General features: G+C 73.3%; 19 protein-coding genes and 1 pseudogene. 11 read left to right on the forward strand and 9 right to left on the reverse strand.

Annotated features, from left to right (window positions below; translation table 11 throughout):
- Positions 1-41: 41 nt before the first annotated feature.
- The 3 genes from ispG to AB0G32_RS27230 are packed head-to-tail and all read right to left on the reverse strand — an operon-like array spanning position 42 to position 4,021.
- Entirely contained in the window at positions 42-1,193 is a 1,152-nt protein-coding gene (gene ispG / locus AB0G32_RS27220; protein WP_361168568.1) for a flavodoxin-dependent (E)-4-hydroxy-3-methylbut-2-enyl-diphosphate synthase, read from the reverse strand.
- Positions 1,190-3,007 carry a 1-deoxy-D-xylulose-5-phosphate synthase gene (locus tag AB0G32_RS27225; RefSeq protein ID WP_361168571.1) on the reverse strand — a complete coding sequence of 606 codons (1,818 nt, stop codon included), beginning with the start codon at positions 3,005-3,007 and terminating at the stop codon, positions 1,190-1,192. Before AB0G32_RS27225 ends, ispG begins: the two co-directional genes overlap by 4 nt.
- A 12-nt stretch (positions 3,008-3,019) precedes the next feature.
- The gene (locus AB0G32_RS27230; protein WP_361168574.1) at positions 3,020-4,021 is read right to left on the reverse strand and encodes a 4-hydroxy-3-methylbut-2-enyl diphosphate reductase; all 1,002 of its coding nucleotides are present in this window, start codon (positions 4,019-4,021) and stop codon (positions 3,020-3,022) included.
- Between the two features lie 216 nt (positions 4,022-4,237).
- On the opposite strand from AB0G32_RS27230, the gene AB0G32_RS27235 reads away from it, so the two are divergent.
- Positions 4,238-5,083 (forward strand): helix-turn-helix domain-containing protein, encoded by an 846-nt coding sequence (locus tag AB0G32_RS27235; protein ID WP_361168577.1) that lies wholly within the window; start codon positions 4,238-4,240, stop codon positions 5,081-5,083.
- A gap of 40 nt (positions 5,084-5,123) precedes the next feature.
- On the opposite strand, the pseudogene AB0G32_RS27240 reads toward AB0G32_RS27235, so the two are convergent.
- The 4 genes and pseudogenes from AB0G32_RS27240 to AB0G32_RS27255 all read right to left on the reverse strand — a co-directional run.
- Positions 5,124-5,469 (reverse strand): annotated as a pseudogene (locus AB0G32_RS27240) (UTRA domain-containing protein); the annotation flags it as partial.
- A gap of 159 nt (positions 5,470-5,628) precedes the next feature.
- Entirely contained in the window at positions 5,629-7,500 is a 1,872-nt protein-coding gene (iolD, locus tag AB0G32_RS27245; RefSeq protein ID WP_361168580.1) for a 3D-(3,5/4)-trihydroxycyclohexane-1,2-dione acylhydrolase (decyclizing), read from the reverse strand.
- Positions 7,497-8,378, reverse strand: a complete 882-nt coding sequence (gene iolB, locus AB0G32_RS27250; RefSeq protein WP_361168583.1) for a 5-deoxy-glucuronate isomerase — start codon at positions 8,376-8,378, stop codon at positions 7,497-7,499. The genes iolD and iolB overlap by 4 nt, the downstream gene beginning before the upstream one ends.
- 13 nt (positions 8,379-8,391) lie before the next feature.
- Positions 8,392-9,270, reverse strand: coding sequence for a deoxyribose-phosphate aldolase (locus tag AB0G32_RS27255; protein ID WP_361168585.1), 879 nt, complete (start codon positions 9,268-9,270; stop codon positions 8,392-8,394).
- A 271-nt stretch (positions 9,271-9,541) separates the two neighbouring features.
- Here AB0G32_RS27255 and AB0G32_RS27260 point away from each other — a divergent pair, with 271 nt between their 5' ends.
- The 5 genes from AB0G32_RS27260 to AB0G32_RS27280 all read left to right on the forward strand — a co-directional run bounded on the left by AB0G32_RS27260 (position 9,542) and on the right by AB0G32_RS27280 (position 13,966).
- The gene (locus tag AB0G32_RS27260; protein ID WP_361168588.1) at positions 9,542-10,579 is read left to right on the forward strand and encodes a sugar ABC transporter substrate-binding protein; all 1,038 of its coding nucleotides are present in this window, start codon (positions 9,542-9,544) and stop codon (positions 10,577-10,579) included.
- On the forward strand, positions 10,579-11,619 hold the full coding sequence (locus tag AB0G32_RS27265) for an ABC transporter permease (RefSeq protein WP_361168591.1): 1,041 nt from the start codon (positions 10,579-10,581) through the stop codon (positions 11,617-11,619). The genes AB0G32_RS27260 and AB0G32_RS27265 overlap by 1 nt, the downstream gene beginning before the upstream one ends.
- Positions 11,620-11,623: 4 nt before the next feature.
- On the forward strand, positions 11,624-12,469 hold the full coding sequence (locus tag AB0G32_RS27270) for an ATP-binding cassette domain-containing protein (RefSeq protein ID WP_361168594.1): 846 nt from the start codon (positions 11,624-11,626) through the stop codon (positions 12,467-12,469).
- A gap of 1 nt (position 12,470) precedes the next feature.
- On the forward strand, positions 12,471-13,373 hold the full coding sequence (locus AB0G32_RS27275; protein ID WP_361168597.1) for a sugar phosphate isomerase/epimerase: 903 nt from the start codon (positions 12,471-12,473) through the stop codon (positions 13,371-13,373).
- A gap of 179 nt (positions 13,374-13,552) precedes the next feature.
- Positions 13,553-13,966, forward strand: coding sequence for a VOC family protein (locus AB0G32_RS27280; protein ID WP_361168600.1), 414 nt, complete (start codon positions 13,553-13,555; stop codon positions 13,964-13,966).
- A gap of 14 nt (positions 13,967-13,980) precedes the next feature.
- Here the strand turns inward: AB0G32_RS27280 and AB0G32_RS27285 are convergent, their stop codons facing one another.
- Positions 13,981-14,985, reverse strand: coding sequence for a Gfo/Idh/MocA family oxidoreductase (locus tag AB0G32_RS27285; RefSeq protein WP_361168603.1), 1,005 nt, complete (start codon positions 14,983-14,985; stop codon positions 13,981-13,983).
- 46 nt (positions 14,986-15,031) lie between these two features.
- Complete coding sequence (locus AB0G32_RS27290; protein WP_361168606.1) at positions 15,032-16,204, reverse strand: Gfo/Idh/MocA family oxidoreductase; 1,173 nt, start codon at positions 16,202-16,204, stop codon at positions 15,032-15,034.
- A gap of 144 nt (positions 16,205-16,348) precedes the next feature.
- Between AB0G32_RS27290 and AB0G32_RS27295 the strand changes: the two genes are divergently transcribed.
- The 5 genes from AB0G32_RS27295 to AB0G32_RS27315 all read left to right on the forward strand — a co-directional run bounded on the left by AB0G32_RS27295 (position 16,349) and on the right by AB0G32_RS27315 (position 20,969).
- Positions 16,349-17,356 (forward strand): LacI family DNA-binding transcriptional regulator, encoded by a 1,008-nt coding sequence (locus AB0G32_RS27295; RefSeq protein ID WP_361168609.1) that lies wholly within the window; start codon positions 16,349-16,351, stop codon positions 17,354-17,356.
- 106 nt (positions 17,357-17,462) lie between these two features.
- Entirely contained in the window at positions 17,463-18,113 is a 651-nt protein-coding gene (locus AB0G32_RS27300) for a GntR family transcriptional regulator (RefSeq protein WP_361168612.1), read from the forward strand.
- Positions 18,114-18,206: 93 nt separating this feature from the next.
- Complete coding sequence (locus tag AB0G32_RS27305; protein ID WP_361168615.1) at positions 18,207-18,917, forward strand: 4-carboxy-4-hydroxy-2-oxoadipate aldolase/oxaloacetate decarboxylase; 711 nt, start codon at positions 18,207-18,209, stop codon at positions 18,915-18,917.
- Positions 18,918-18,940: 23 nt separating this feature from the next.
- The gene (locus tag AB0G32_RS27310) at positions 18,941-20,038 is read left to right on the forward strand and encodes a 4-oxalomesaconate tautomerase (RefSeq protein ID WP_361168639.1); all 1,098 of its coding nucleotides are present in this window, start codon (positions 18,941-18,943) and stop codon (positions 20,036-20,038) included.
- Positions 20,019-20,969 (forward strand): catechol 2,3-dioxygenase, encoded by a 951-nt coding sequence (locus tag AB0G32_RS27315; RefSeq protein WP_361168618.1) that lies wholly within the window; start codon positions 20,019-20,021, stop codon positions 20,967-20,969. The genes AB0G32_RS27310 and AB0G32_RS27315 overlap by 20 nt, the downstream gene beginning before the upstream one ends.
- Positions 20,970-21,101: the final 132 nt, after the last annotated feature.

Consider the following 21,101-nt stretch of genomic DNA (forward strand, 5'->3'; position numbering starts at 1 on the left):
GTGATCACGCTGTTGCCGTTAGTCCAAGGGGAATCCCTCGTTCAGCCGGCGACGACCTCCACCGCGCCGCCGTCGACCGGTTCCATGGTCTCGGCGAGCAGCAGGGCCTCCTCGATCAGGGTCTCCACGATCCGGTGCTCGGGGACCGTCTTGACGACCTGCCCCTTGACGAAGATCTGGCCCTTGCCGTTGCCGGACGCCACCCCGAGATCGGCCTCCCGGGCCTCGCCGGGACCGTTGACCACACATCCCATCACGGCCACCCGCAACGGTACTTCCATGCCCTCCAGCCCCGCGGTGACCTCGTCGGCGAGCTTGTAGACGTCCACCTGGGCCCGGCCGCAGGACGGGCAGGAGACGATCTCCAGCTTGCGCGGGCGCAGGTTGAGCGACTGGAGGATCTGGTTGCCGACCTTGGCCTCCTCCACCGGCGGCGCCGACAGCGACACCCGGATGGTGTCACCGATGCCCTGGCGCAGCAGCGCGCCGAACGCCACCGCCGACTTGATGGTGCCCTGGAACGCCGGACCGGCCTCGGTCACCCCCAGGTGCAGCGGGTAGTCGCACTGGCCGGCGAGGATCTCGTAGGCGCGGATCATGACCACCGGGTCGTTGTGCTTGACCGAGATCTTCAGGTCGTGGAAGCCGTGCTCGGCGAAGAGCGACGCCTCCCACAGCGCCGACTCGGCCAGCGCCTCCGGGGTCGCCTTGCCGTACTTCTTCATCAGCCGCGCGTCCAGCGACCCGGCGTTCACCCCGATCCGGATGGGCGTGCCGTGGTCCTTGGCCGCACGGGCGATCTCGCCCACCTTGTCGTCGAACTTCTTGATGTTGCCCGGGTTCACCCGCACCGCGGCGCAGCCCGCCTCGATGGCGGCGAAGACGTACTTGGGCTGGAAGTGGATGTCGGCGATCACCGGGATCTTGGACTTCCGGGCGATCGCGGGCAGCGCCTCGGCGTCGTCGGCGCTCGGGCAGGCGACCCGGACGATGTCGCAGCCGGCGGCGGTGAGTTCGGCGATCTGCTGGAGGGTGGCGTTGATGTCGGCCGTGACGGTCGTGGTCATCGACTGCACGGAGATCGGGTGCTCACTGCCCACCCCGACCGCGCCGACCGCCAGCTGGCGGGTGGGCCGGCGCGCGGCGAGCGTGGCGGCGGGCAGAGCGGGCATTCCGAGCGCGACCTGGGTCACCGCGGGGTCCTTTCCGGCAGGGATGCGGGGGCGGGGGTCACGGCGCCGTGCAGGGCCAGTGCCGTGTCGGCGACGGACCGTGCGGTGAGGCCGTGTTCGGCGAGGATGTCCGGGCGCTCACCGTGCCGCAGGAACGCGCGGGGCAGCCCGAGGGCGTGCACCGGGGTGCGGACCCGGGCGTCGGCGCAGGCCTGGGCCAGCGCGGCGCCCACGCCCCCGGCGCGCACCCCGTCCTCCACGCAGAGCGCGAGCCGGTGGCGGGAGACCAGATGGGTCAGGGCGGGCGCGACCGGCAGCACCCAGCGCGGGTCGACGACGGTCACCCCGACGCCCGCCCCGGCCAGCAGTTCGGCCGCGCCCAGCGCGGTGGCCGCCAGGGGCCCGGTGGAGACCAGCAGGACGTCCAGTGGCCGGGACCGGGTGCGGTGCAGGATGTCCACGCCCTCCATCCGGGTCAGCGCGGGGATCTCCGGACCGGCGCCGCCCTTGGGGAACCGCAGCGCGGTGGGACCGTCCTGGACGGCCAGCGCCTCGCCCAGCAGTTCGGCGAGCCGCACGGTGTCGCGCGGCGCCGCCACCCGCATCCCCGGCACCGTGCCCAGCAGGGCCAGGTCCCACATGCCGTGGTGGCTGGGACCGTCGGGTCCGGTGACGCCCGCGCGGTCCAGCACGAACGTCACCGGCAGTCCGTGCAGGGCGACGTCCATCATGATCTGGTCGACGGCGCGGTTCAGGAAGGTGGCGTAGAGGCAGACCACCGGATGCAGGCCGCCGGTGGCCAGTCCCGCGGCGCTGGTCACCGCGTGCTGCTCGGCGATGCCCACGTCGAGCACCCGGTCCGGGAACCGCCGGGCGAACCCGTGCAGCCCGACCGGCCGCAGCATCGCGGCGGTCAGCGCCACGACGTCGGGCCGCTCGGCGCCGATCCGCTCCAGCTCCGCGCCGAACACGGCGGTCCAGCCGGGCGCGGAGCCGGAGCCGGCCGCCGGTGACCGGCCGGTGGCCGGGTCGAGGACACCGATGCCGTGCATCCGGTCGGCCGGGTCGGTCTCGGCCGGGAGGTAACCGCGGCCCTTCTCGGTGACACAGTGCACGACGACCGGCTGGTCCAGGTCGGCGGCGAGCCGGAGGGTCCGCTCGACGGCGCCGAGGTCGTGCCCGTCCACCGGCCCGAGGTAGGCCAGACCGAGGGTCTCGAACAGCGACAAGCCCGGCGGCCGGCCGGCGCGCAGCGCGGTCAGGTGCTCGGCCAGCGCGCCGACCGTGGGGTCGTAGGAGCGGCCGTTGTCGTTGAGCACCACCACCACCGGCTGTCCGCCGCGGCCGAGGTTGTTCAGCGCCTCCCAGGCCATCCCGCCGGTCAGCGCGCCGTCCCCGACCACCGCGACCGTCCGGCGGCGGGCCTCGCCGCGCAGCCGGTCCGCCCGGGCCAGGCCGTCGGCCCAGGACAGGGCCGTGGAGGCGTGCGAGTTCTCCACCAGGTCGTGCGGGGATTCCTCGCGCAGCGGATAGCCGGACAGCCCGCCCGGCGCGCGCAGCGAGTCGAAGGCGGACCGCCGGCCGGTCAGGATCTTGTGGACGTAACTCTGGTGTCCGGTGTCGAACACGATGCGGTCCGTCGGCGAGTCGAAGACGCGGTGCAGCGCGATGGTCAGTTCGACCACGCCGAGGTTGGGACCCAGATGGCCGCCGGTGGCGCACACCTTGTCGACCAGGAACTCCCTGATCTCCCGCGCCAGTTCGGGCAACTCCTCGGCGGGCAGCTCCTTGAGCTCCCGGGGACCGGTGATCCGGCCGAGCACACTCGGTGACACGTCTCTCCTCGCTCAGCTGGGACGGCCGTCCGCCGTCCGCCGCGCGGTACGGCGAACGGGTGAGGGAAGGTCGAAACTCACGGTCTCGCGCGCGATCTCGCGCTCCTCGACCTGGACCGGGCCGAACGCGCCCAGCCGGTCCACGACCTCGGTGACCAGGGCGGGCGGTGCCGACGCGCCGGCCGTCAGCCCCACGGTGCGCACCCCCGCCAGCCACTCGGGCCGGATGTCGGCGGCCCGGTCGATCAGCTCGGCGCGGGTGCCCTCGCGGCGCGAGAGTTCCACCAGCCGCACCGAGTTGGAGGAGTTCTCCGAACCGACCACCAGAACCAGGTCGGACTCCCCGACGATCGCCTTCAGCGCGGCCTGCCGGTTGGTGGTGGCGTAGCAGATGTCGTCGCTCGGCGGCTCCTGGAGCAGCGGGAACCGCTCCCTGAGCGCGCCGACGACCTCGGCGGTCTCGTCGACCGCGAGGGTGGTCTGGGTGAGGTAGGACAGCTGCCGCCCGGCGCCGGCGGCCAGGCTCTGGACCTCGTCGGGCGTGGACACCAGCACCATCGACTCCGGTGCCTCCCCGAGGGTGCCCTCGACCTCCTCGTGACCGGCGTGCCCGACGAGCACGACGGTGTCGCCGCGGGCCGCGAACCGGCGGGCCTCGGCATGGACCTTGGCGACCAGCGGGCAGGTCCCGTCGATGACTTCGAGACCGCGCCGGTCCGCCTCCCGGCGCACGGCGGGGGAGACCCCGTGCGCGGAGAACACCACCGTCGCGCCGTCGGGCACCTCGTCCAGCTCCTCGACGAAGACCGCTCCTCTGGCCGCGAGGTCGTCGACCACGGTGACGTTGTGCACGATCTGCTTGCGGACGTAGACGGGGGCGCCGCGCTGCTCCAGAGCGCGCTCCACGATCTCGATGGCCCGCTCCACCCCCGCGCAGAAGGACCGGGGGTCGGCCAGCAGGACGCGGCGGGCGACGCCGTCCCCCGGGGACTCGGACGAGCTCACATCAGCCATGATCAGGACAGTAGGGACGGGGCGGCGCCGGGTGCTACGGCCGTTTCCACTTTCCGGAACGGTCGTTGGGCGGGGCGCCGGCCGGCCCGGCCGCCCGGCCGCCGCCTCGCCGCCGCCGGGCCGACAAAAGGGCCCGATCCCGAGCACCCTGGGGACAGCAATCCCGGCCGCCCTTGAGAACGCCGTCGGCCCGCCGGTAGGCAGGAACCCGGTGACGTGGGCGGCGGCGACGGGAGCACCCCGGTGGACGGTGAACGGCATCCGCAGGCACCGCGCCCGGGGACGACCGCCGGCCCGGTGCTGGAGACGGCCGTGCCCGCGGCCGTGGGCGGCCCGCTGCGCAAGGCGGTGGCCGTGCTGGAGGCGCTGGCCGAGGCGTCCCGCCCGCTGACCCTGTCGGAACTGTCCCGCCTGGTGAACCTGCCGAAGTCGACACTGCACCGGCTGATGCGGGCGCTCACCGACATCGGACTCGCCGTGCGCCGGGAGTCCAAGTCCTACGAACTGGGCACGTACCTGTCCCGGCTGGCGGCCACCGGCGGCCCCGCCGGGGTGCAACGCCTCAGCTACCCGGTCACGCCGTTCCTGCTGGAGCTGTTCCAGCACACCCACCGGATCGTCAGCCTGGGCACCCTGTCGGGGACGAAGGTCCAGCACGTCGGCACCCTCTACGGGCAGGAGCACGCCCGGCTCGCGATGGCCCTGCGGCAGCCGGTGCCCGCGCACTGCTCGGCGGCGGGCAAGCTGCTGCTCGCGATGAACAAGCGCGATCCGGCGGACCTCTTCGACACGGCCACCGCCGGCACCGTCGTGAACCGCGCCCGGGCGGACGCGATGCGGCGCGAGTTCGACCGCATCCGGCGCACCGGACTGTCCCACGCCCGCAGCGAGTTCATCCCCGACCTGGTCGAACTGGCCGCCCCGGTCCGGCTCGGGAAGTCCGGCCCGGTGGCCGCGGTGGTCCTGGGCGACACGGTGAACACCAGGGACCTGCGCAGCGTCGCCCGCGCCCTGCTCGACACCGTGGACGCGATCGAACAGCGGCTGGCCGAGGCCGGCTGATCACCGGCAGGTGCCCCAGGTCCCGGCCGACAGCTGGAAGTTCGCAGGCGTACCGGGACGCCCGGTACACGTGCCGGCCGTGGTCGACGGGCCGGCCGGCCGCGCCGCAGGCGGTGCGGCACATGGCCAGCAGGGCGGCGCCGGGCGGCTCGTGCGGGCGGGCGGCGTCCGCGGCGGTGGCCGGGCGGGCGCCGACGGTCTGCCGGGCGCTGTGCGGGGCGGCGCTGGCCGCGCGCGGCGTCCGGTACCGGCCGGTGGCCTCCAGCCGGGCGCCGTCCAGCGGCGGCAGCTGCGGCGGCAGGTGGTTGCAGAGCAGCGCCACCGGCCGCCCGCAGCCGCTCCAGCACCGTGACCGCACTGCCCTCGGCCACCTCCAGGGCGGCGGCCAGGTCGTCGTAAAGGCCGCTCAGTTCAGTTCGCGGGGGCGGGTGACCCGGGCCCGGACCACCTCGGTACCGCTGCCGCGCCGCCTGACCGGCAGCCCCCTGGTGCAGGATGCCCAGCGCGGCGCCGGTCCCGGCCATCGGGCTGCCCTCCGGTGGCGGTCACAGATGTCGGCGGCGGCCGGCGGCGGCCCGTTCGTAGACCGCCCGGGCCTCGGCGGCGGCCGGCCGTGCGGCCACCTCGGCCACCGGCACGTCCCACCACGCCTCGGCCGGCGGCGCGGTCGGCGCCGGGTCGGTCTCCACGTACACGCAGGTCGGCCGGTCCGCGGCGCGGGCGGTGGCGAGCGCCGCGCGCAGTTCGGCCACGGTTTTGGGGCGCAGTACGTCCATGCCGAGGCTGGCCGCGTTGGCCGCGAGGTCCACCGGCAGCGGGTCGCCGGTGAACGAGCCGTCGGCGGCCCGGTACCGGTACGCCGTGCCGAACCGCTCGGCGCCCACCGACTCGGACAGCCCGCCGATGGAGGCGTAGCCGTGGTTCTGGAGGACGACCAGCTTGACGGGGAGGTTCTGCTGCACGGCGGTGACGATCTCCGTGGGGTTCATCAGGTACGTGCCGTCGCCGACCAGCGCCCACACCGGCGTGCCCGGCGCGGCCTGCTGGACCCCGACGGCGGCCGGGATCTCGTAGCCCATGCAGGAGTAGCCGTACTCCAGGTGGTACTGGCGCCGGGACCGGGCCCGCCACAGTTTGTGCAGGTCGCCGGGGAGCGACCCGGCGGCGTTGATCACCACGTCGGCCTCGCCGACCACCTGGTCCAGCGCGCCGATCACCTGCGTCTGCGTCGGTACCGCGCTGTCGTCCCCGGCCCGCAGCGCGGCCTCCACCACCCGCTCCCAGCGCTCCTTCCCGGCGCGGTACCCGGCCGCGTAGGCCCCGTCCACCCGATGGCCGCCGAGCGCCTCGGTGAGCGCCTCGAGGCCCGTCCGCGCGTCGCAGACCAGGGTGCGGGCGGCGAGCTTGTGGGCGTCGAAGGCGGTGATGTTGAGGTTCAGGAAGCGGACCCCCGGGTGCTGGAACAGGGTGCCGGAGGCGGTGGTGAAGTCGCTGTACCGGGTGCCGACGCCGATCACCAGGTCGGCGGCGCGGGCCAGCGCGTCGGCGACGGCGGTACCGGTGTGGCCGACACCGCCGACGTCGGCCGGGTGGTCGTGGCGCAGGGCGCCCTTGCCCGCCTGGGTGCACGCGACGGGGATGCCGGTGGCGTCGGCCAGGGCGCGCAGGGCGTCCTCGGCGCGGCTGTGGTGGACGCCGCCGCCCGCGACGATCAGCGGGCGGGCGGCGGCGCGGACCGCGCCTGCCGCGTCGGCCAGTTCGGCGGGGTCGGGCGCGGGCCGCCGTACCCGCCAGACGCGGTCGGCGAAGAACTCCGCCGGCCAGTCGAACGCCTGGGCCTGCACGTCCTGTGGCAGGGCCAGGGTGACCGCGCCGGTCTCGGCGGGGTCCGCCAGCACCCGCATCGCGTTCGGCGCGGAGGCGATCAGGGCCTCGGGGCGGGTGATCCGGTCGAAGTACCGGGACACCGGGCGCAGGGTGTCGTTGACCGAGACGTCGGCCGCCACCGGGTGCTCCAGTTGCTGGAGCAGCGGATCGGCGCGGTGGGCGGCGAAGTAGTCGCCGGGCAGCAGCAGCACCGGCAGCCGGTTGACGGTGGCGAGGGCGGCGCCGGTGACCAGGTTGGTGGCGCCGGGACCGATCGAGGTGGTGACGGCCTGCGCGGAGAGCCGGTCGAGGTGCCGGGCGTGACCGACCGCCGCGTGCACCATCGCCTGTTCGCTGCGGCCCTGGTGGTACGGCATGACATCCGCGTACTCGACCAGGGCCTGGCCGATCCCGGCCACGTTGCCGTGGCCGAAGATGCCCCAGGTCCCCGCGATCAGCCGGTGCCGGACGCCGTCCCGTTCGGTGTACTGGGCGGCCAGGAACCGGACCAGGGCCTGAGCGGTGGTCAGCCGGTGGACGCGGGTGCTCATACGTTCCTCTCCGGTGCGGCGTAGAGGGGGAGCCGGGGGTCCACCGGCTGCTCCGGCCAGCTGGCGCGGACCCAGGCGTGGCCGGGGTGGTCGCTGATCAGCCAGGCCCGTTCGGCGGCCGGGCCGGCCATGACGTTCAGGTAGTACATGTGGTGGCCCGGGACGGCCATCGACGGTCCGTGCCAGCCGTCCGGGATGAGGACCACGTCGCCGTCGCGCACCTCGGCCAGCACGTCGGTGCCGCGGCCCCGCCCGGACGGGGAGACCCGCTGGTAGCCGAGGCCGGGCAGGCCGTCGTGGGCGGCGAACTCGAAGTAGTAGATCTCCTCCAGCTCCGCCTCCCGGCCGGGGCGGTGCTCGTCGTGCTTGTGCGGCGGGAAGGAGGACCAGTTGCCGCCGGGGGTGATCACCTCGACGGCGATCAGTCTGTCGCAGTCCCAGGTGTCGGCCGCGGCGAAGTTGTTGACCTGGCGGGAGCAGTTCCCGGCGCCGCGCAGTTCGACCGGGACGCGGGAGGCCGGGCCGTAGCGGGCGGGCAGCCGGCGGGCGCAGCGGGCGCCGGTGAGCGCGAACCGGCCGCCGGCGGCGGACGAGACGGTCGCGCGGGCGTCGCGCGGGACGTAGGCGAAGTCGCTGACGGCGCTGAACACGTCGGGGCGGCCGTGCAGTGCGAAGACCGCGTCGTCGGCGCTCACCGTGCAGCCGCCGGACAGCGGCAGCACGATCCACTCGCTGTCCCCGGCGTCGAAGGTGTGCGCGCTGCCCGGGGGGAGGGTGAGGACCCGCAGCCCGCTGTACCCCCAGCCGGCCCGCTCCGGGCTCACGTGCACCGCGTAGGGGCCGTCCGCGGCCTCGCCCGCGGCCAGGTGGTACGTCATCGCCGTCTCCCTCTCACAACAGTCCGACCGCCGTGTCCACCGCCTGCTCCACACTGCCCTCGGCCGGGTAGAGCAGCGAGCGACCCACCACCAGACCCTGCACGGTGGGCAGCCGCAGCGCCTTGCGCCAGCGCGCGTACGCCGCCTCCTGATCGTTCCCCACCTCGCCGCCGAGCAGCACCACCGGCAGGGTGGCGGTGCGCAGCACCTCGGCCATGTCGTCCGGGTCGTCGGTGACCGGGAGCTTCAGCCAGGTGTAGGCGGAGGTGCCGCCGAGCCCCGAGGCGATCGCCATGGACCGGGTGACGGCCTCGGCGGACAGGTCGGTACGGACCCGGCCCGCGACCCGGCGGCACCAGAACGGCTCCACGAACAGCGGCAGCCGGTGCGCGGCCATCGCGTCCACGGCCCGCGCGGCCGACTCCAGGGTGGCCAGCGAACCCGGGTCGGCGGGGTCGATGCGCAGCAGCAGCTTGCCCGCGTCGAAGCGCAGCCGGGCCAGGTCCTCGGCGCGGTGCCCGGTGAACCGGTCGTCCAGCTCGAAGGCGGCGCCCGCCAGCCCCCCGCGGTTCATCGAGCCCACCGCGACCTTGCCCTCCAGCGCGCCGAGCAGCAGCAGGTCCTCCAGGATGTCGGCGGTGGCCAGCACGCCGTCGACACCCGGCCGGGACAGCGCCGTGCACAGCCGCCCCAGCAGCTCGGACCGGTCGGCCATCGCGAGCCGGCGGTCCCCGACGCCGAGCGCGCCGCGCGCCGGATGGTCGGCGGCCACGATCATCAGCCGCCCGCTGTCGCCGATCAGCGGGCGGCGCACCCGGCGGGCCGCCGCCTCGGCGATCGCCTCGGGGTGCCGCGCTCTGACCGCGGTGAGGTCGGCAGGGGTGAGGGGCACGACGGGACTCCGTTCGGGAGGGCAGGGGTAGGTCCGGTCGCCGGGGGTAGAGATCGGTCGCCCTTTCGGGGGCGGGACGCTTTCAGGTGTAGGACGACCGACCCGGACCTGTCAATACTTTGTACGGACATTCGGACCTGCTGGTGAAACGATGTCTTGACAAAGTATTGACAGCGTGGACGCGACCCACTTGTATCCGGTCCCAGCGCAAGCCTTCTCCACCCCTTCTCCACGGCACTGGCTCTCCCGTCGACAGTGAGGTGCAGGAAAGATGGACCGCTCCGCTCCCGCCCGCCCCGCCCGTCCCCGCTCCCGCGGCTTCGTCCCCGCCCTGGCGCTGGCCGCGGCGGCGGCCCTGACCCTGGCCGGCTGCTCCAGCGGCTCCGGGGGCAAGGAGGCCGACGAGGAGGGCGGGTCCGGAGCCTCCGCCGGCCGGGCGAGCACCCCCCGGATGACGGTCGCCCTGGTCACCCATCAGGCGGCCGGCGACACCTTCTGGGACATCGTCCGCAAGGGAGCCGAGGCCGCCGCCGCCAAGGACAACATCAAGCTGATCTACTCCAACGACCCGAACGCGGGCAACCAGGCCGGCCTGGTGCAGAACGCCGTCGACCAGAAGGTCGACGGCATCGCGGTCACCCTCGCCAAGCCGGACGCCCTGAAGAGCGTGGTGGGCAAGGCACGGCAGGCCGGGATACCCGTCGTCGGGCTCAACTCCGGCCTGAGCGACTGGAAGCAGATGGGCCTGACGGAGTTCTTCGGGCAGGACGAGACCGTGGCCGGCGAGGCGTTCGGCAGGAAGCTCAACGAGGTGGGCGCCAAGAACGCGGTCTGCGTCCTGCACGAGCAGGGCAACGTCGGCCTCAACCAGCGCTGCGACGGGGTGAAGAAGACCTTCGAGGGCACGGTGGAGAACCTCTACGTCAACGGCACCGACATGCCGTCCGTGAAGTCGACGATCACCGCCAAGCTCAAGCAGGACAGCTCCATCGACCACGTCGTCACCCTGGGCGCCCCGTTCGCGATGACCGCGGTGCAGTCCGTCGAGGAGGCCGGCGCAAAGGCGAAGGTCGCCACCTTCGACCTCAACAAGGAACTGACCGGCGCCATCCAGAAGGGCGACATCGAGTTCGCCGTCGACCAGCAGCCGTACCTCCAGGGGTACTTGGCGATCGACGGACTGTGGCTCTACAAGAACAACGGCAACTACAGCGGCGGCGGTGAGCAGCCGGTGCTGACCGGGCCGGCCTTCGTCGACGAGTCCAACGTCGAGCGGATCTCGGAGTACGCCGCGAAGGGCACCCGGTGATGAGCGCCGCCCCGCAGGCGGTCACCGCCGGACCGAGGCCGGCGCGACGCCCGTTCGCCCTGCGGCTGCTGGCCCGCCCCGAGGTCGGCGTGCTGCTCGGCGCCGTCGCGGTGCTGGTCTTCTTCCTGATCGCGGCCCCGACGGTGCGCCAGGGCGGCTCGATGGCGACCGTCCTCTACCAGTCCTCCACCATCGGCATCATGGCGCTGCCGGTGGCCCTGCTGATGATCGGCGGCGAGTTCGACCTGTCGTCCGGGGTCGCCGTGGTCACCTCGGCGCTCACCGCGAGCATGCTCAGCTACCAGCTGACCGTGAACGTGTGGACCGGTGTGACCGTCGCCCTCGCGGTCTCCCTCGGCGTCGGCGCGTTCAACGGCTGGGTGCTGGTGAAGACCCGGCTGCCCAGCTTCCTCGTCACCCTCGGCACCTTCCTGATCCTCCAGGGCGTCAACCTCGCCGTCACCAAACTCGTCACCGACAACGTCGCCACCGACGACATCAGCGACATGGACGGCTTCGGGCAGGCCAAGGCGCTCTTCGCCGCCTCCTTCGACGTCGGCGGCACCGAGGTGAAGATCACGGTGGTGTGGTGGCTGGTCTTCGCGGCGCTCGCCACCTGGGTGCTGCTGCGCACCAAGTACGGCAACTGGGTGTTCGCCGTCGGCGGCGACCAGGACAGCGCCCGCGCGGTCGGCGTACCGGTGACCTTCACCAAGATCTCCCTGTTCATGCTGGTCGGCTTCGGCGCCTGGTTCGTCGGCATGCACCAGCTGTTCACCTTCAACACCGTGCAGTCCGGCGAGGGCGTCGGCCAGGAGCTGATCTACATCGCCGCCGCCGTCATCGGCGGCTGCCTGCTGACCGGCGGCTACGGCTCCGCGATCGGCCCGGTCTTCGGCGCCTTCATGTTCGGCATGGTGAACCAGGGCATCGTCTACGCCGGGTGGAACCCCGACTGGTTCAAGGCGTTCCTCGGCGCGATGCTGCTCGGCGCCGTCCTCATCAATCTGTGGGTCCGCCGCGCGGCGACCCGGAGGTGAGCACATGACCGACACCCTTCCGGCCCCGCTCGTGGAACTGCGCGGCGCCGGCAAGTCCTACGGCACCGTCCGCGCCCTGCACGGCGTCGACCTCGCCGTCCTCCCCGGCCGGGTGACCTGCGTGCTCGGCGACAACGGCGCCGGCAAGTCCACCCTCATCAAGATCGTCTCGGGGCTGCACCAGCACACCGCGGGCGAGTTCCTCGTCGACGGCGAACCGGTCCGCCTCAGCACCCCGCGCGAGGCCCTGGACCGCGGCATCGCCGCCGTCTACCAGGACCTGGCCACGATCCCGCTGATGCCGGTGTGGCGCAACTTCTTCCTCGGCTCCGAACTGACCCGGGGCCGCTGGCCGCTGCGCCGGCTCGACATCGCCCGCATGAAACGCACCGCCGACGAGGAACTGCGCGCGATGGGCATCGTCCTGGACGACCTGGAACAGCCGGTCGGCACCCTCTCCGGCGGCCAGCGCCAGTGCGTCGCCATCGCCCGCGCCGTGCACTTCGGCGCCCGGGTGCTGATCCTGGACGAGCCCACCGCCGCGCTCGGCGTGAAGCAGTCCGGTGTGGTACTGAAGTACATAGCCGCCGCCCGCGAACGCGGTCTCGGCGTCATCTTCATCACCCACAACCCCCACCACGCCTATCTGGTCGGCGACCACTTCACCGTGCTGCGCCTGGGCACCCTCGACCTGTCCGCCGCCCGCGGCGACATCACCCTGGAGGCGCTGACCAACCACATGGCGGGCGGCGCGGAACTCGTCGCTCTCAAGCGCGAGTTGGCCGACGTCGGCGGGGTCGACACGGCCACGCTGCCGACCGCCGCCGCCCCGAGGGAAGGAAGCACCTGACATGGCTCCCGCGCTCGACCGCATCCGGGTGGGCTCCGCCCCCGACTCCTGGGGCGTCTGGTTCCCCGACGACCCCCGGCAGGTGCCCTGGGAACGCTTCCTGGACGAGGTCGCCGAGGCCGGTTACTCCTGGATCGAACTCGGCCCCTACGGCTACCTCCCCACCGACCCGGCCCGGCTCACCGACGAGACGGCCCGGCGCGGCCTGAACGTCTGCGCCGGCACCATCTTCTGCGGCCTGCACCGCGGGCCCTCCGAATGGGCCGCCACCTGGGAACAGGTCGGCCGGGTGGCCGCCCTGACCCGGGCCACGGGCGCCCGGCACCTCGTCGTCATCCCGTCCTTCTGGCGCGACGACAGGACCGCCGAGATCCTGGAGCCGCCGGAGCTGACCCGCGAGCAGTGGGCCCACCTCACCGCGGGCATGGAACGCCTCGGCCGCGAGGTGAAGGAGACGTACGGCCTGGACATCGTCGTCCACCCGCACGCCGACACCCACCTCGACACCGAGGAACACGTCGAACGCTTCCTCGACGCCACCGACTCCGACCTGGTCAGCCTCTGCCTGGACACCGGCCACTACGCCTACTGCGGCGGGGACAGCGTCAAGCTCATCGAGACCTACGGCGAGCGGATCGGCTACCTGCACCTCAAGCAGGTCGACCCGGAGATCCTCGCCGAGGTCCGGGCGGAGGGACTGCCGTTCGGGCCGGCCGTGCGGCGCGGGGTGATGTGCGAGCCGCCGAGAGGCGTACCGGAACTGGCACCGGTGCTGGCGGCGGCCCAACGCCTCGACGTGGACCTCTTCGCCGTCGTCGAACAGGACATGTACCCCTGCGAACCGGACCGCCCGCTGCCGATCGCGATCCGCACCCGCCGCTTCCTGCGCTCCTGCGGGGTGTGACGGGCCTGCGGGGCCGGCCGGGTGCGCGGGCCGGGGACCCGGCCGGGCTTCCCCTCCATGGGGCGGGCGTCCCGGGCCCGGCCGCCCGGACCGGCCCCGGGTCCGCTCGGCGGGCCGTTGTCAGTGGGGCGCGCTAGCGTCGGTGACGATGGCCCTTCGTCCCGTTCCGGGAGGCAGTCATGACCGCACGTCTCAATCCGTACCTCAGCTTCGACGGCGACGCCCGACCGGCGATGGAGTTCTACGAGGAGGTGTTCGGCGGCACCCTGACGCTGAACACCTACGCCTCGTTCGGCGGCTCGCCCGGCCCCGACGCCGACAAGATCATGCACGGCATGCTGCAGACCCCGAGCGGCTTCACCCTGATGGGCGCCGACGCCCCGCCCGGCACCGAGCACACCCCGGGCAACGCCTACTCGATCAGCCTCAGCGGCGACGACGACGCCGAGCTGCGCGGCTACTGGACCAAGCTGTCCGCCGGCGGCACCGTCGACGTGGCGCTGGAGAAGCAGATGTGGGGCGACGTCTTCGGCATGTGCCGGGACCGGTTCGGCGTCTCCTGGATGGTCGACATCGGCGAGCCGCGGAGCTGACCGCACCGCGCAGGTCAGGCCCGGCGCACCTCCGCCACCGGCACCGGCCGGTGCTCCCGCAGCGACAGCGTGCACGCCTCCGCGATCCAGCCCGCCGCCAGCGCGTCCTCCACCGTGCACGGCGACGGCCGCGACCCGGCGACCAGCTCCGTGAACGCGGCCAGTTCCGCGCGGTAGGCGGCGGCGAACCGGTCCAGGAAGAAGTCGTGCGGGACACCGGCGGGGAAGGTCGCGCCCGGCTCCGCCGAGCGCAGCGGCAGCCGGTCGTCCAGGCCGACGGCGAGCGAGTCGGCGAAGCCGAGCAGCTCCATCCGGACGTCGTGGCCACGCCCGTTGTACCGGCTGCTGGACACCACCGCGAGCGTCCCGTCGTCCAGCGTGAGCAGCGCCCCGGCGGTGTCGGCGTCACCGTGCTCCCGGATGTACGCGGCACCCCGGTTGCCGCCGGTCGCGTACACCTCGGTCACCTCGCGGCCGGTCACCCAGCGGATCATGTCGAAGTCGTGCACCGAGCAGTCCCGGAAGATACCGCCGGAGGCGGCGACGTACGCGGCGGGCGGCGGCGCCGGGTCCAGCGTGGTCGACCGTACGGTGTGCAGCGGGCCCAGCTCACCGGCGCGGACCGCCGCCCGCGCCGCGCCGAACCCGGCGTCGAAGCGCCGGTTGAAGCCGATCTGCACCGGCACGTCCCGCCCCGCGACGGCCTTCAGCACCTCCATGCCCTCGGTCATGGTGCGGGCGACCGGCTTCTCGCAGAAGACCGGCACCCCGGCTTCCACCCCGGCCCGGATCAGCGCCGGATGGGCGTCGGTGGCCGCCGCGACGACCAGGCCGTCCACCCCGGCGGCCAGCAGCGCCGCGGGGGAGTCCGCGACCAGCGCGCCGAACCGGTCGGCGGCGGCCCGCGCGCGGCCCGCGGCCGGGTCGGACACGATCAGGGACTCGACGGCGTCGAGCCCGGCGAGGGTCTCGGCGTGGAAGGCGCCGATGCGGCCCAGACCGAGGATGCCGATACGCATGGAAGGTGCTCCTAACAGGGGGCTGAGCAGGGGAGGGACGCGGTGGTCAGGCAGCCGGATCCACGGTGACCCAGGCGCCGCTCGCCGCCGACCGCTCCATCGCGTCCAGCACCGCCGCGCCGCGCACCGCGTCCGTGAGGGTCGCGCCGTACGGGGTGTCCTCGGCGATCGAGCGCAGGAACCGGTACGCCTCCACCACCTTCAGGTCGTCGTACCCCATCGCGTTGGCGGCGCCCGGCTGGAACGCGCCGAACTCGCCGTCGCCCGGACCGACGTACACCGTGCTGACCGGCTGGTCCTGGTAGGCGGTGCCGCGGCTGACGCCCAGCTCGTTCATCCGCCGGAAGTCCCAGAACACCGCCCCCTTGGTGCCGTGCACCTCGAAGCCGTAGGCGTTCTGCTCGCCGACCGAGACCCGGCACGCCTCCAGCACGCCCCGGGCGCCGGAGGCGAAGCGCAGCAGGCAGCCGACGTAGTCGTCGTTCTCCACCGGGCCCAGGACACCGCCCGCGGCCCGGCTGTGACCCGCGGTCGCGGCGGACGGCCGGGCCCGCATGGGTACGAAGACGGCCGTGTCGGCGGTCACCGACGCGATGTCGCCGCACAGGAACCGGGCCAGGTCCGCGCCGTGCGAGGCCAGGTCGCCCAGCACCCCGCTGCCGCCGCGCTCCCGCTCGTACCGCCAGGTCAGCGCGGACTCGGGATGCGCGGCGTAGTCGCTGAACAGCCGGATCCGGACATGGGTGACGGCGCCGATGTCCCCGCTCGCGATCAGGTCCCGGGCCGCTTCCACGGCGGGCGCGCCCCGGTAGTTGAAGCCGACCGCGCCGCGGACCCCCGCCTCGGCGACGGCGGCGGCCACCGCCCGGGTGTCCGCGACGCCGAGTCCGACCGGCTTCTCGATCCACAGGTGCTTGCCCGCCCCGGCCAGCGCGACGCCGATCTCGCGGTGCAGGAAGTTGGGGGCGGTCACGCTGACCGCCCGTACCCGGGGATCGGCGGCCACCTGCCGCCAGTCGCGGACGGCCGAGGCGAACCCGAACCGCGTGGCGGCCTCCTCGCCCCGCCCCGGCACCTCCTCGGCGACCACCACCAGTTCCGGACGCACGGTGAGCTGGGGGTAGTGGTGCCGGACCCGGGCGTAGGCCTGCGTGTGCACCCGCCCCATCCAGCCGAAACCGACGACGGCGACACCGAGCGTTTCCAGTGGGCGAACCATGGGAGCCCTTCGTTTGGACCGGTCCATCACCTCTCCCCGCCACCCTGGGGACTCTCCGCCCACGGTGTCAAGGCTTTGACAGGCGAGGCGGCGCGTGGAACGGTCCAGCCATGAAGCGGGTCCAGTCATGAAGCAGCTCCAGCCATGAAACAGCCGACCATCCGCGACGTGGCCGAGCGGGCCGGGGTGTCCAAGTCGCTGGTGTCGCTGGTGCTGCGCGGCGCCGACGGCGTCCGCCCCGAGCGCCGGGGGGCCGTGCTCCGCGCGGCCGAGGAGCTCGGCTACCGGCCCAACGCGGCGGCCCGCAGTCTGAGCGAGCGCCGCACCCGCTCCGTCGGCGTCCTCCTCAACGACCTGCGCAACCCCTGGTTCGTGGACCTGCTCGACGGACTCAACGCCCTGCTGCACGACAACGGCCTGCACGTGCTGCTGTCCGACGCCCGCCTCAACCGCCGCTCGGGCCAGGGCGACGCCGCCGGCCCGCTGCGCGACCTCGGTGTCGACGGCCTGGTGGTGGTCGGCACGCTGCCCGACCCGGCCGCCCTGGAGGACATCGCCGCGCGCCTCCCCGTGGTGGTCGCGGGCGCCCGGGAAGCGGTGCCGCCCGGTGTGGACGTGGTGGCCGGCGACGACGAGCGCGGCGCCCGGCTGGTCACCGAGCACCTCATCGGCCTCGGCCACCGCCGGGTCGCGCACCTCGCGGGGTACGGCGCGGTCGGCGAGCTGCGGCGGCGCAGCTTCGAGTCGGTGATGCGGGCGCACGGCCTCGCCGCGGAAGCCCGGACCGAGCCGTGCGACATGACCGAGGAGGGCGGTCACCGCGCCACCGTCCGGCTGCTCGGCGGACCGGGGCAGCGGCCCACCGCCGTCTTCGCCGTGAACGACATCGCCGGGGTCGGCGCCCTGTCGGCGGCCGGGGAACTGGGCCTGCGGGTGCCGCACGACCTGTCCGTGGCCGGCTACGACAACACCAGCATCTCCCGGCTGCGGCACCTGTGGCTGACCACGGTCGACAACGCCGGCCACGAGGTCGGCCGCCGCGCCGCCCGCCTTCTGCTCGACCGGCTGGCCGGCCCCGCCGGACCGGGCGGCCTGCACCTGGCCGTTCCCTCGCTGGAGATCCGCGGAACCACCGCCGCACCCCGCCGGTGACCACGACAAAGACCGCTCACCGCACCCCGTAATTCGGCGAACAAAATTGTTGACAATCTTGTTTGGATAGATTTACGTTCGACGAGCACTCACTCAGGGAGGGCACATGCCGAAACAAGCCGGTCCGAGCACCGGGGAGCAGGCCAAACAGCTTGCGCTCGGACAGCTGCGAGAGGCGATCCTGCGCGGCGACATGGCACCGGCCCAGCGGCTGGTGGAGAACGAGCTCGCCGAGCAGTTCGGAGTGACCCGGGCCAGCATCCGGGCCGCGCTGATCGACCTCGAGGCGCAGGGGCTGGTGGAGCGGATCCGCAACCGGGGGTCGCGGGTGCGGGTGGTGACCGTGCAGGAAGCGGTCGCCATCACCGAGTGCCGGCTGGTCCTGGAGGGGCTCTGCGCGGCCAAGGCGGCCGTCGCCGTCACCGACGAGCAGGTGGCCGAGCTGATCGAGCTGGGCACGGCGATGACCAAGGCGGTGGCCGGCGGCGAACCGCTGACCTACTCGGAGCTCAACCACCGGCTGCACACCAGGATCCGGGAGTTCTCCGGCCAGCTGACCGCGCTGGAGCTGCTGGAGCGGCTCAACGCCCAACTGGTGCGCCACCGCTTCCAGTTGGCGCTGCGCCCGGGGCGTCCCCAGCAATCCCTGAACGAGCACCTGGCCATGATCGAGGCGATCGAGGCCAGAGACCCGCAGGCGGCCGAGGCAGCCGTCCGCGCCCACCTCACCAGCGTGATCGAGGCGTTGCGCGACTGACCCGCCGCGAGGCGGGCGCGCCGCGGGCGGCGGCCCGGCCCGAAGAGGAAGAGATCCCGTGTACGCGTACCCGCAGACCCCGAAGGAGCAGGCATGAGCGGCGTCATCGTCACCGACCCGCCGAAGGCGGAGGCCAAGGACGTCGAGGCCCTGTCGGGGTACGGCGTGGCCACCGTGTCCGAGGCGATGGGCCGCACCGGCCTGCTCGGCCCGCACCTGCGCCCGATCCAGCAGGACACCCGGATCGCCGGCACCGCCGTCACCGTGCTGTCCTGGCCCGGCGACAACCTCATGATCCACGCCGCCGTGGAGCAGTGCGGCGAGGGCGACATCCTGGTGGTCACCACCACCTCGCCCTCCAGCGACGGCCTGTTCGGCGAGCTGTTCGCCACCGCGCTCAAGCAGCGCGGGGTGCGCGGCGTGATCATGAACACGGGTATCCGGGACACCTCCGAGCTGCGCGAGCTGGGCTTCCCGGCCTGGTCCGCCGCCGTGTCCGCGCAGGGCACGGTCAAGGCGACCGGCGGCAGCGTCAACGTGCCGATCGTGATCGGCGGCCAGGTGATCAACCCCGGTGACGTCATCGTGGCCGACGACGACGGCGTGGTCGTGGTCCCGCGCGAGCAGGCCCGGCGGACCGCCGAGGCGTCCGAGGCCCGGGAGAACAAGGAGGCCGCCACCCGCGCCGCCTTCCAGGAGGGCCAGCTCGGCCTGGACCGCTACGGCCTGCGCGAGAAGCTGGTTCAGTTCGGGGTCACCTACCAGTCGTACGAGGAGTACACGCGCGGCGGGGACGACTCGTGAGCGCACCCGGCGAGGTCCGCTGCATGCTGATGCGCGGCGGCACGTCCAAGGGCGCCTACTTCCTGGCCGCGGACCTCCCCGCCGACACCACCGCCCGGGACGACACGCTGCTGCGGGTGATGGGCAGCCCCGACCCGCGGCAGATCGACGGCCTGGGCGGCGCCCACCCGCTGACCAGCAAGGTCGCCGTGGTGTCGGTGTCGGACGACCCCGAGGCCGACGTCGACTACCTGTTCCTCCAGGTCAACGTGGACACCCCCGAGGTCACCGACCGGCAGAACTGCGGCAACATCCTGGCCGGGGTGGGCCCGTTCGCCGTGGAACGGGGCCTGGTCCCCGCCCAGGACGGTGAGACGTCCGTCCGCATCCGGATGCGCAACTCCGGGGAACTGGCCATCGCCTCCTTCCCCACCCCGGGCGGCCGGGTCGACTACACCGGCGACGCCGAGATATCCGGCGTCCCGGGCACCGCCGCCGCGGTGGTCATCGAGTTCCCGCAGGGCGGCGCCCCGCTGCTGCCCACCGGCAACGTCCGGGACACCGTCGCCGGCACCGAGGTGACCTGCGTCGACAACGGCATGCCGGTGGTGCTGATCCCGGCGACCGCGCTGAAGGCCACCGGCTACGAGGAGCCGCGCGACCTGGAGGAGGACGTCGTCCTCGCCGACCGGGTCCGGGAGATCCGGCTCGCGGCCGGCCGGCTGATGGGCCTCGGCGACGTCGAGTCGGCCACCGTGCCCAAGGTCACGCTGCTCGCGCCGCCCCGGCACGGCGGCGCGGTCACCACCCGCACCTTCATCCCGGTCCGCTGCCACACCTCCATCGGTGTCCTGGGCGCCGCCAGCGTGGCCGCCGGACTCCGGCTGCCCGGCGGGGTGGGGGAGGGCATCGCGGAACTGCCCGGCGGCGACCGGGTCCGCGTCGAACACCCCACCGGCTTCCTCGACGTCGAGACCGCCGTCGATCCCGGAACCGAGGACACATCCCCGGTGGTCAGCCGTACCGCCGTCGTGCGCACCGCACGGAAGATCTTCGACGGCACCGTGTTCCCCCGCTCGGCCGAGACGGCCCGCATCCCCGCACAGCCCACAGGAGGCAACGATGACTCCGCCGCTCGGTGACATCGCCCACATCGGTCACACCCAGCTGTTCACCCCCGACCTCGACGCCAGTGTCGGCTTCTTCACCGACTTCCTGGGCCTGACGGTCAACGGGCAGGACGGCGACACCGTCTACCTGCGCACCTACGACGACTACGAGCACCACAGCCTGGTGCTCACCGCCCGCGACACCCCCGGCCTCGGCCGCCTCGCGCTGCGCACCTCCAGCGAGGACGCCCTCCAGCGCCGGGTCAAGGCCCTGGAGCAGGCCGGCCGGGGCGGCAAGTGGGTCGAGGACGAGCCCGGCCTCGGCAGGCTCTACCTCACCACCGACCCCGACGGGCACGAGCACGCGCTGTACTGGGAGAGCGAGCACTACCGGGCCCCCGACGAGCTGAAGCCCGCGCTGAAGAACCAGCCGCAGGCCAAGCCCAACCGGGGCGTCGGAGTCCGCCGCCTGGACCACATCAACTTCCTCGCCTCCGACGTGCTCGCCAACGCCGAGTTCCAGGAACACCTGCTCGGCGCCCGGCCCACCGAGCAGATCCGGCTCAACACCGGCAAGATCGCCGCCCGTTGGCTGACCTTCACCAACAAGTCCTACGACGTCGTCTACACCGAGGACTGGACCGGCTCCGAGGGACGGCTGCACCACATCGCCTTCGCGACCGAGAACCGCGAGGACATCCTGCGCGCCGCCGACCTCGCCATCGACACCGGCGTGTTCATCGAGACCGGCCCGCACAAGCACGCCATCCAGCAGACGTTCTTCCTCTACGTCTACGAGCCCGGCGGCAACCGGATCGAGCTGTGCAACCCGCTCACCCGCCTGGTGCTGGCCCCCGACTGGCCGCTGATCACCTGGACCGAGGACGAGCGCAAGAAGGGCCAGGCCTGGGGCCTGAAGACGATCGAGTCCTTCCACACCCATGGCACACCGCCGGTCGCCTGACGGTTCGCGCCACGAGCGCCAGGGGGGTGGGGGGGGGGCACCCCCCGTTGTGGGGCCCCCCCCCCCCCCCGCCGCAACGCGGGCGAAAAATTTAAAAAAAAAAAAATAGCAATAAATCGGGGGAGAGATACG

Origin of the sequence: Streptomyces sp. NPDC023723 (assembly GCF_040639815.1) — a bacterium.
Lineage (GTDB): Bacteria > Actinomycetota > Actinomycetes > Streptomycetales > Streptomycetaceae > Streptomyces.

What these genes read in the sequence shown, in the direction of transcription:
- AB0G32_RS27230 (WP_361168574.1), bottom strand. Translation starts at nt 4,021, where the DNA reads ATGGCTGATGTGAGCTCGTCCGAGTCCCCGGGGGACGGCGTCGCCCGC.
- iolD (WP_361168580.1), bottom strand. Translation starts at nt 7,500, where the DNA reads ATGAGCACCCGCGTCCACCGGCTGACCACCGCTCAGGCCCTGGTCCGG.
- iolB (WP_361168583.1), bottom strand. Translation starts at nt 8,378, where the DNA reads ATGACGTACCACCTGGCCGCGGGCGAGGCCGCGGACGGCCCCTACGCG.
- AB0G32_RS27260 (WP_361168588.1), top strand. Translation starts at nt 9,542, where the DNA reads ATGGACCGCTCCGCTCCCGCCCGCCCCGCCCGTCCCCGCTCCCGCGGC.
- AB0G32_RS27265 (WP_361168591.1), top strand. Translation starts at nt 10,579, where the DNA reads ATGAGCGCCGCCCCGCAGGCGGTCACCGCCGGACCGAGGCCGGCGCGA.
- AB0G32_RS27270 (WP_361168594.1), top strand. Translation starts at nt 11,624, where the DNA reads ATGACCGACACCCTTCCGGCCCCGCTCGTGGAACTGCGCGGCGCCGGC.
- AB0G32_RS27275 (WP_361168597.1), top strand. Translation starts at nt 12,471, where the DNA reads ATGGCTCCCGCGCTCGACCGCATCCGGGTGGGCTCCGCCCCCGACTCC.
- AB0G32_RS27280 (WP_361168600.1), top strand. Translation starts at nt 13,553, where the DNA reads ATGACCGCACGTCTCAATCCGTACCTCAGCTTCGACGGCGACGCCCGA.
- AB0G32_RS27285 (WP_361168603.1), bottom strand. Translation starts at nt 14,985, where the DNA reads ATGCGTATCGGCATCCTCGGTCTGGGCCGCATCGGCGCCTTCCACGCC.
- AB0G32_RS27290 (WP_361168606.1), bottom strand. Translation starts at nt 16,204, where the DNA reads ATGGTTCGCCCACTGGAAACGCTCGGTGTCGCCGTCGTCGGTTTCGGC.
- AB0G32_RS27295 (WP_361168609.1), top strand. Translation starts at nt 16,349, where the DNA reads ATGAAACAGCCGACCATCCGCGACGTGGCCGAGCGGGCCGGGGTGTCC.
- AB0G32_RS27300 (WP_361168612.1), top strand. Translation starts at nt 17,463, where the DNA reads ATGCCGAAACAAGCCGGTCCGAGCACCGGGGAGCAGGCCAAACAGCTT.
- AB0G32_RS27305 (WP_361168615.1), top strand. Translation starts at nt 18,207, where the DNA reads ATGAGCGGCGTCATCGTCACCGACCCGCCGAAGGCGGAGGCCAAGGAC.
- AB0G32_RS27310 (WP_361168639.1), top strand. Translation starts at nt 18,941, where the DNA reads ATGCTGATGCGCGGCGGCACGTCCAAGGGCGCCTACTTCCTGGCCGCG.
- AB0G32_RS27315 (WP_361168618.1), top strand. Translation starts at nt 20,019, where the DNA reads ATGACTCCGCCGCTCGGTGACATCGCCCACATCGGTCACACCCAGCTG.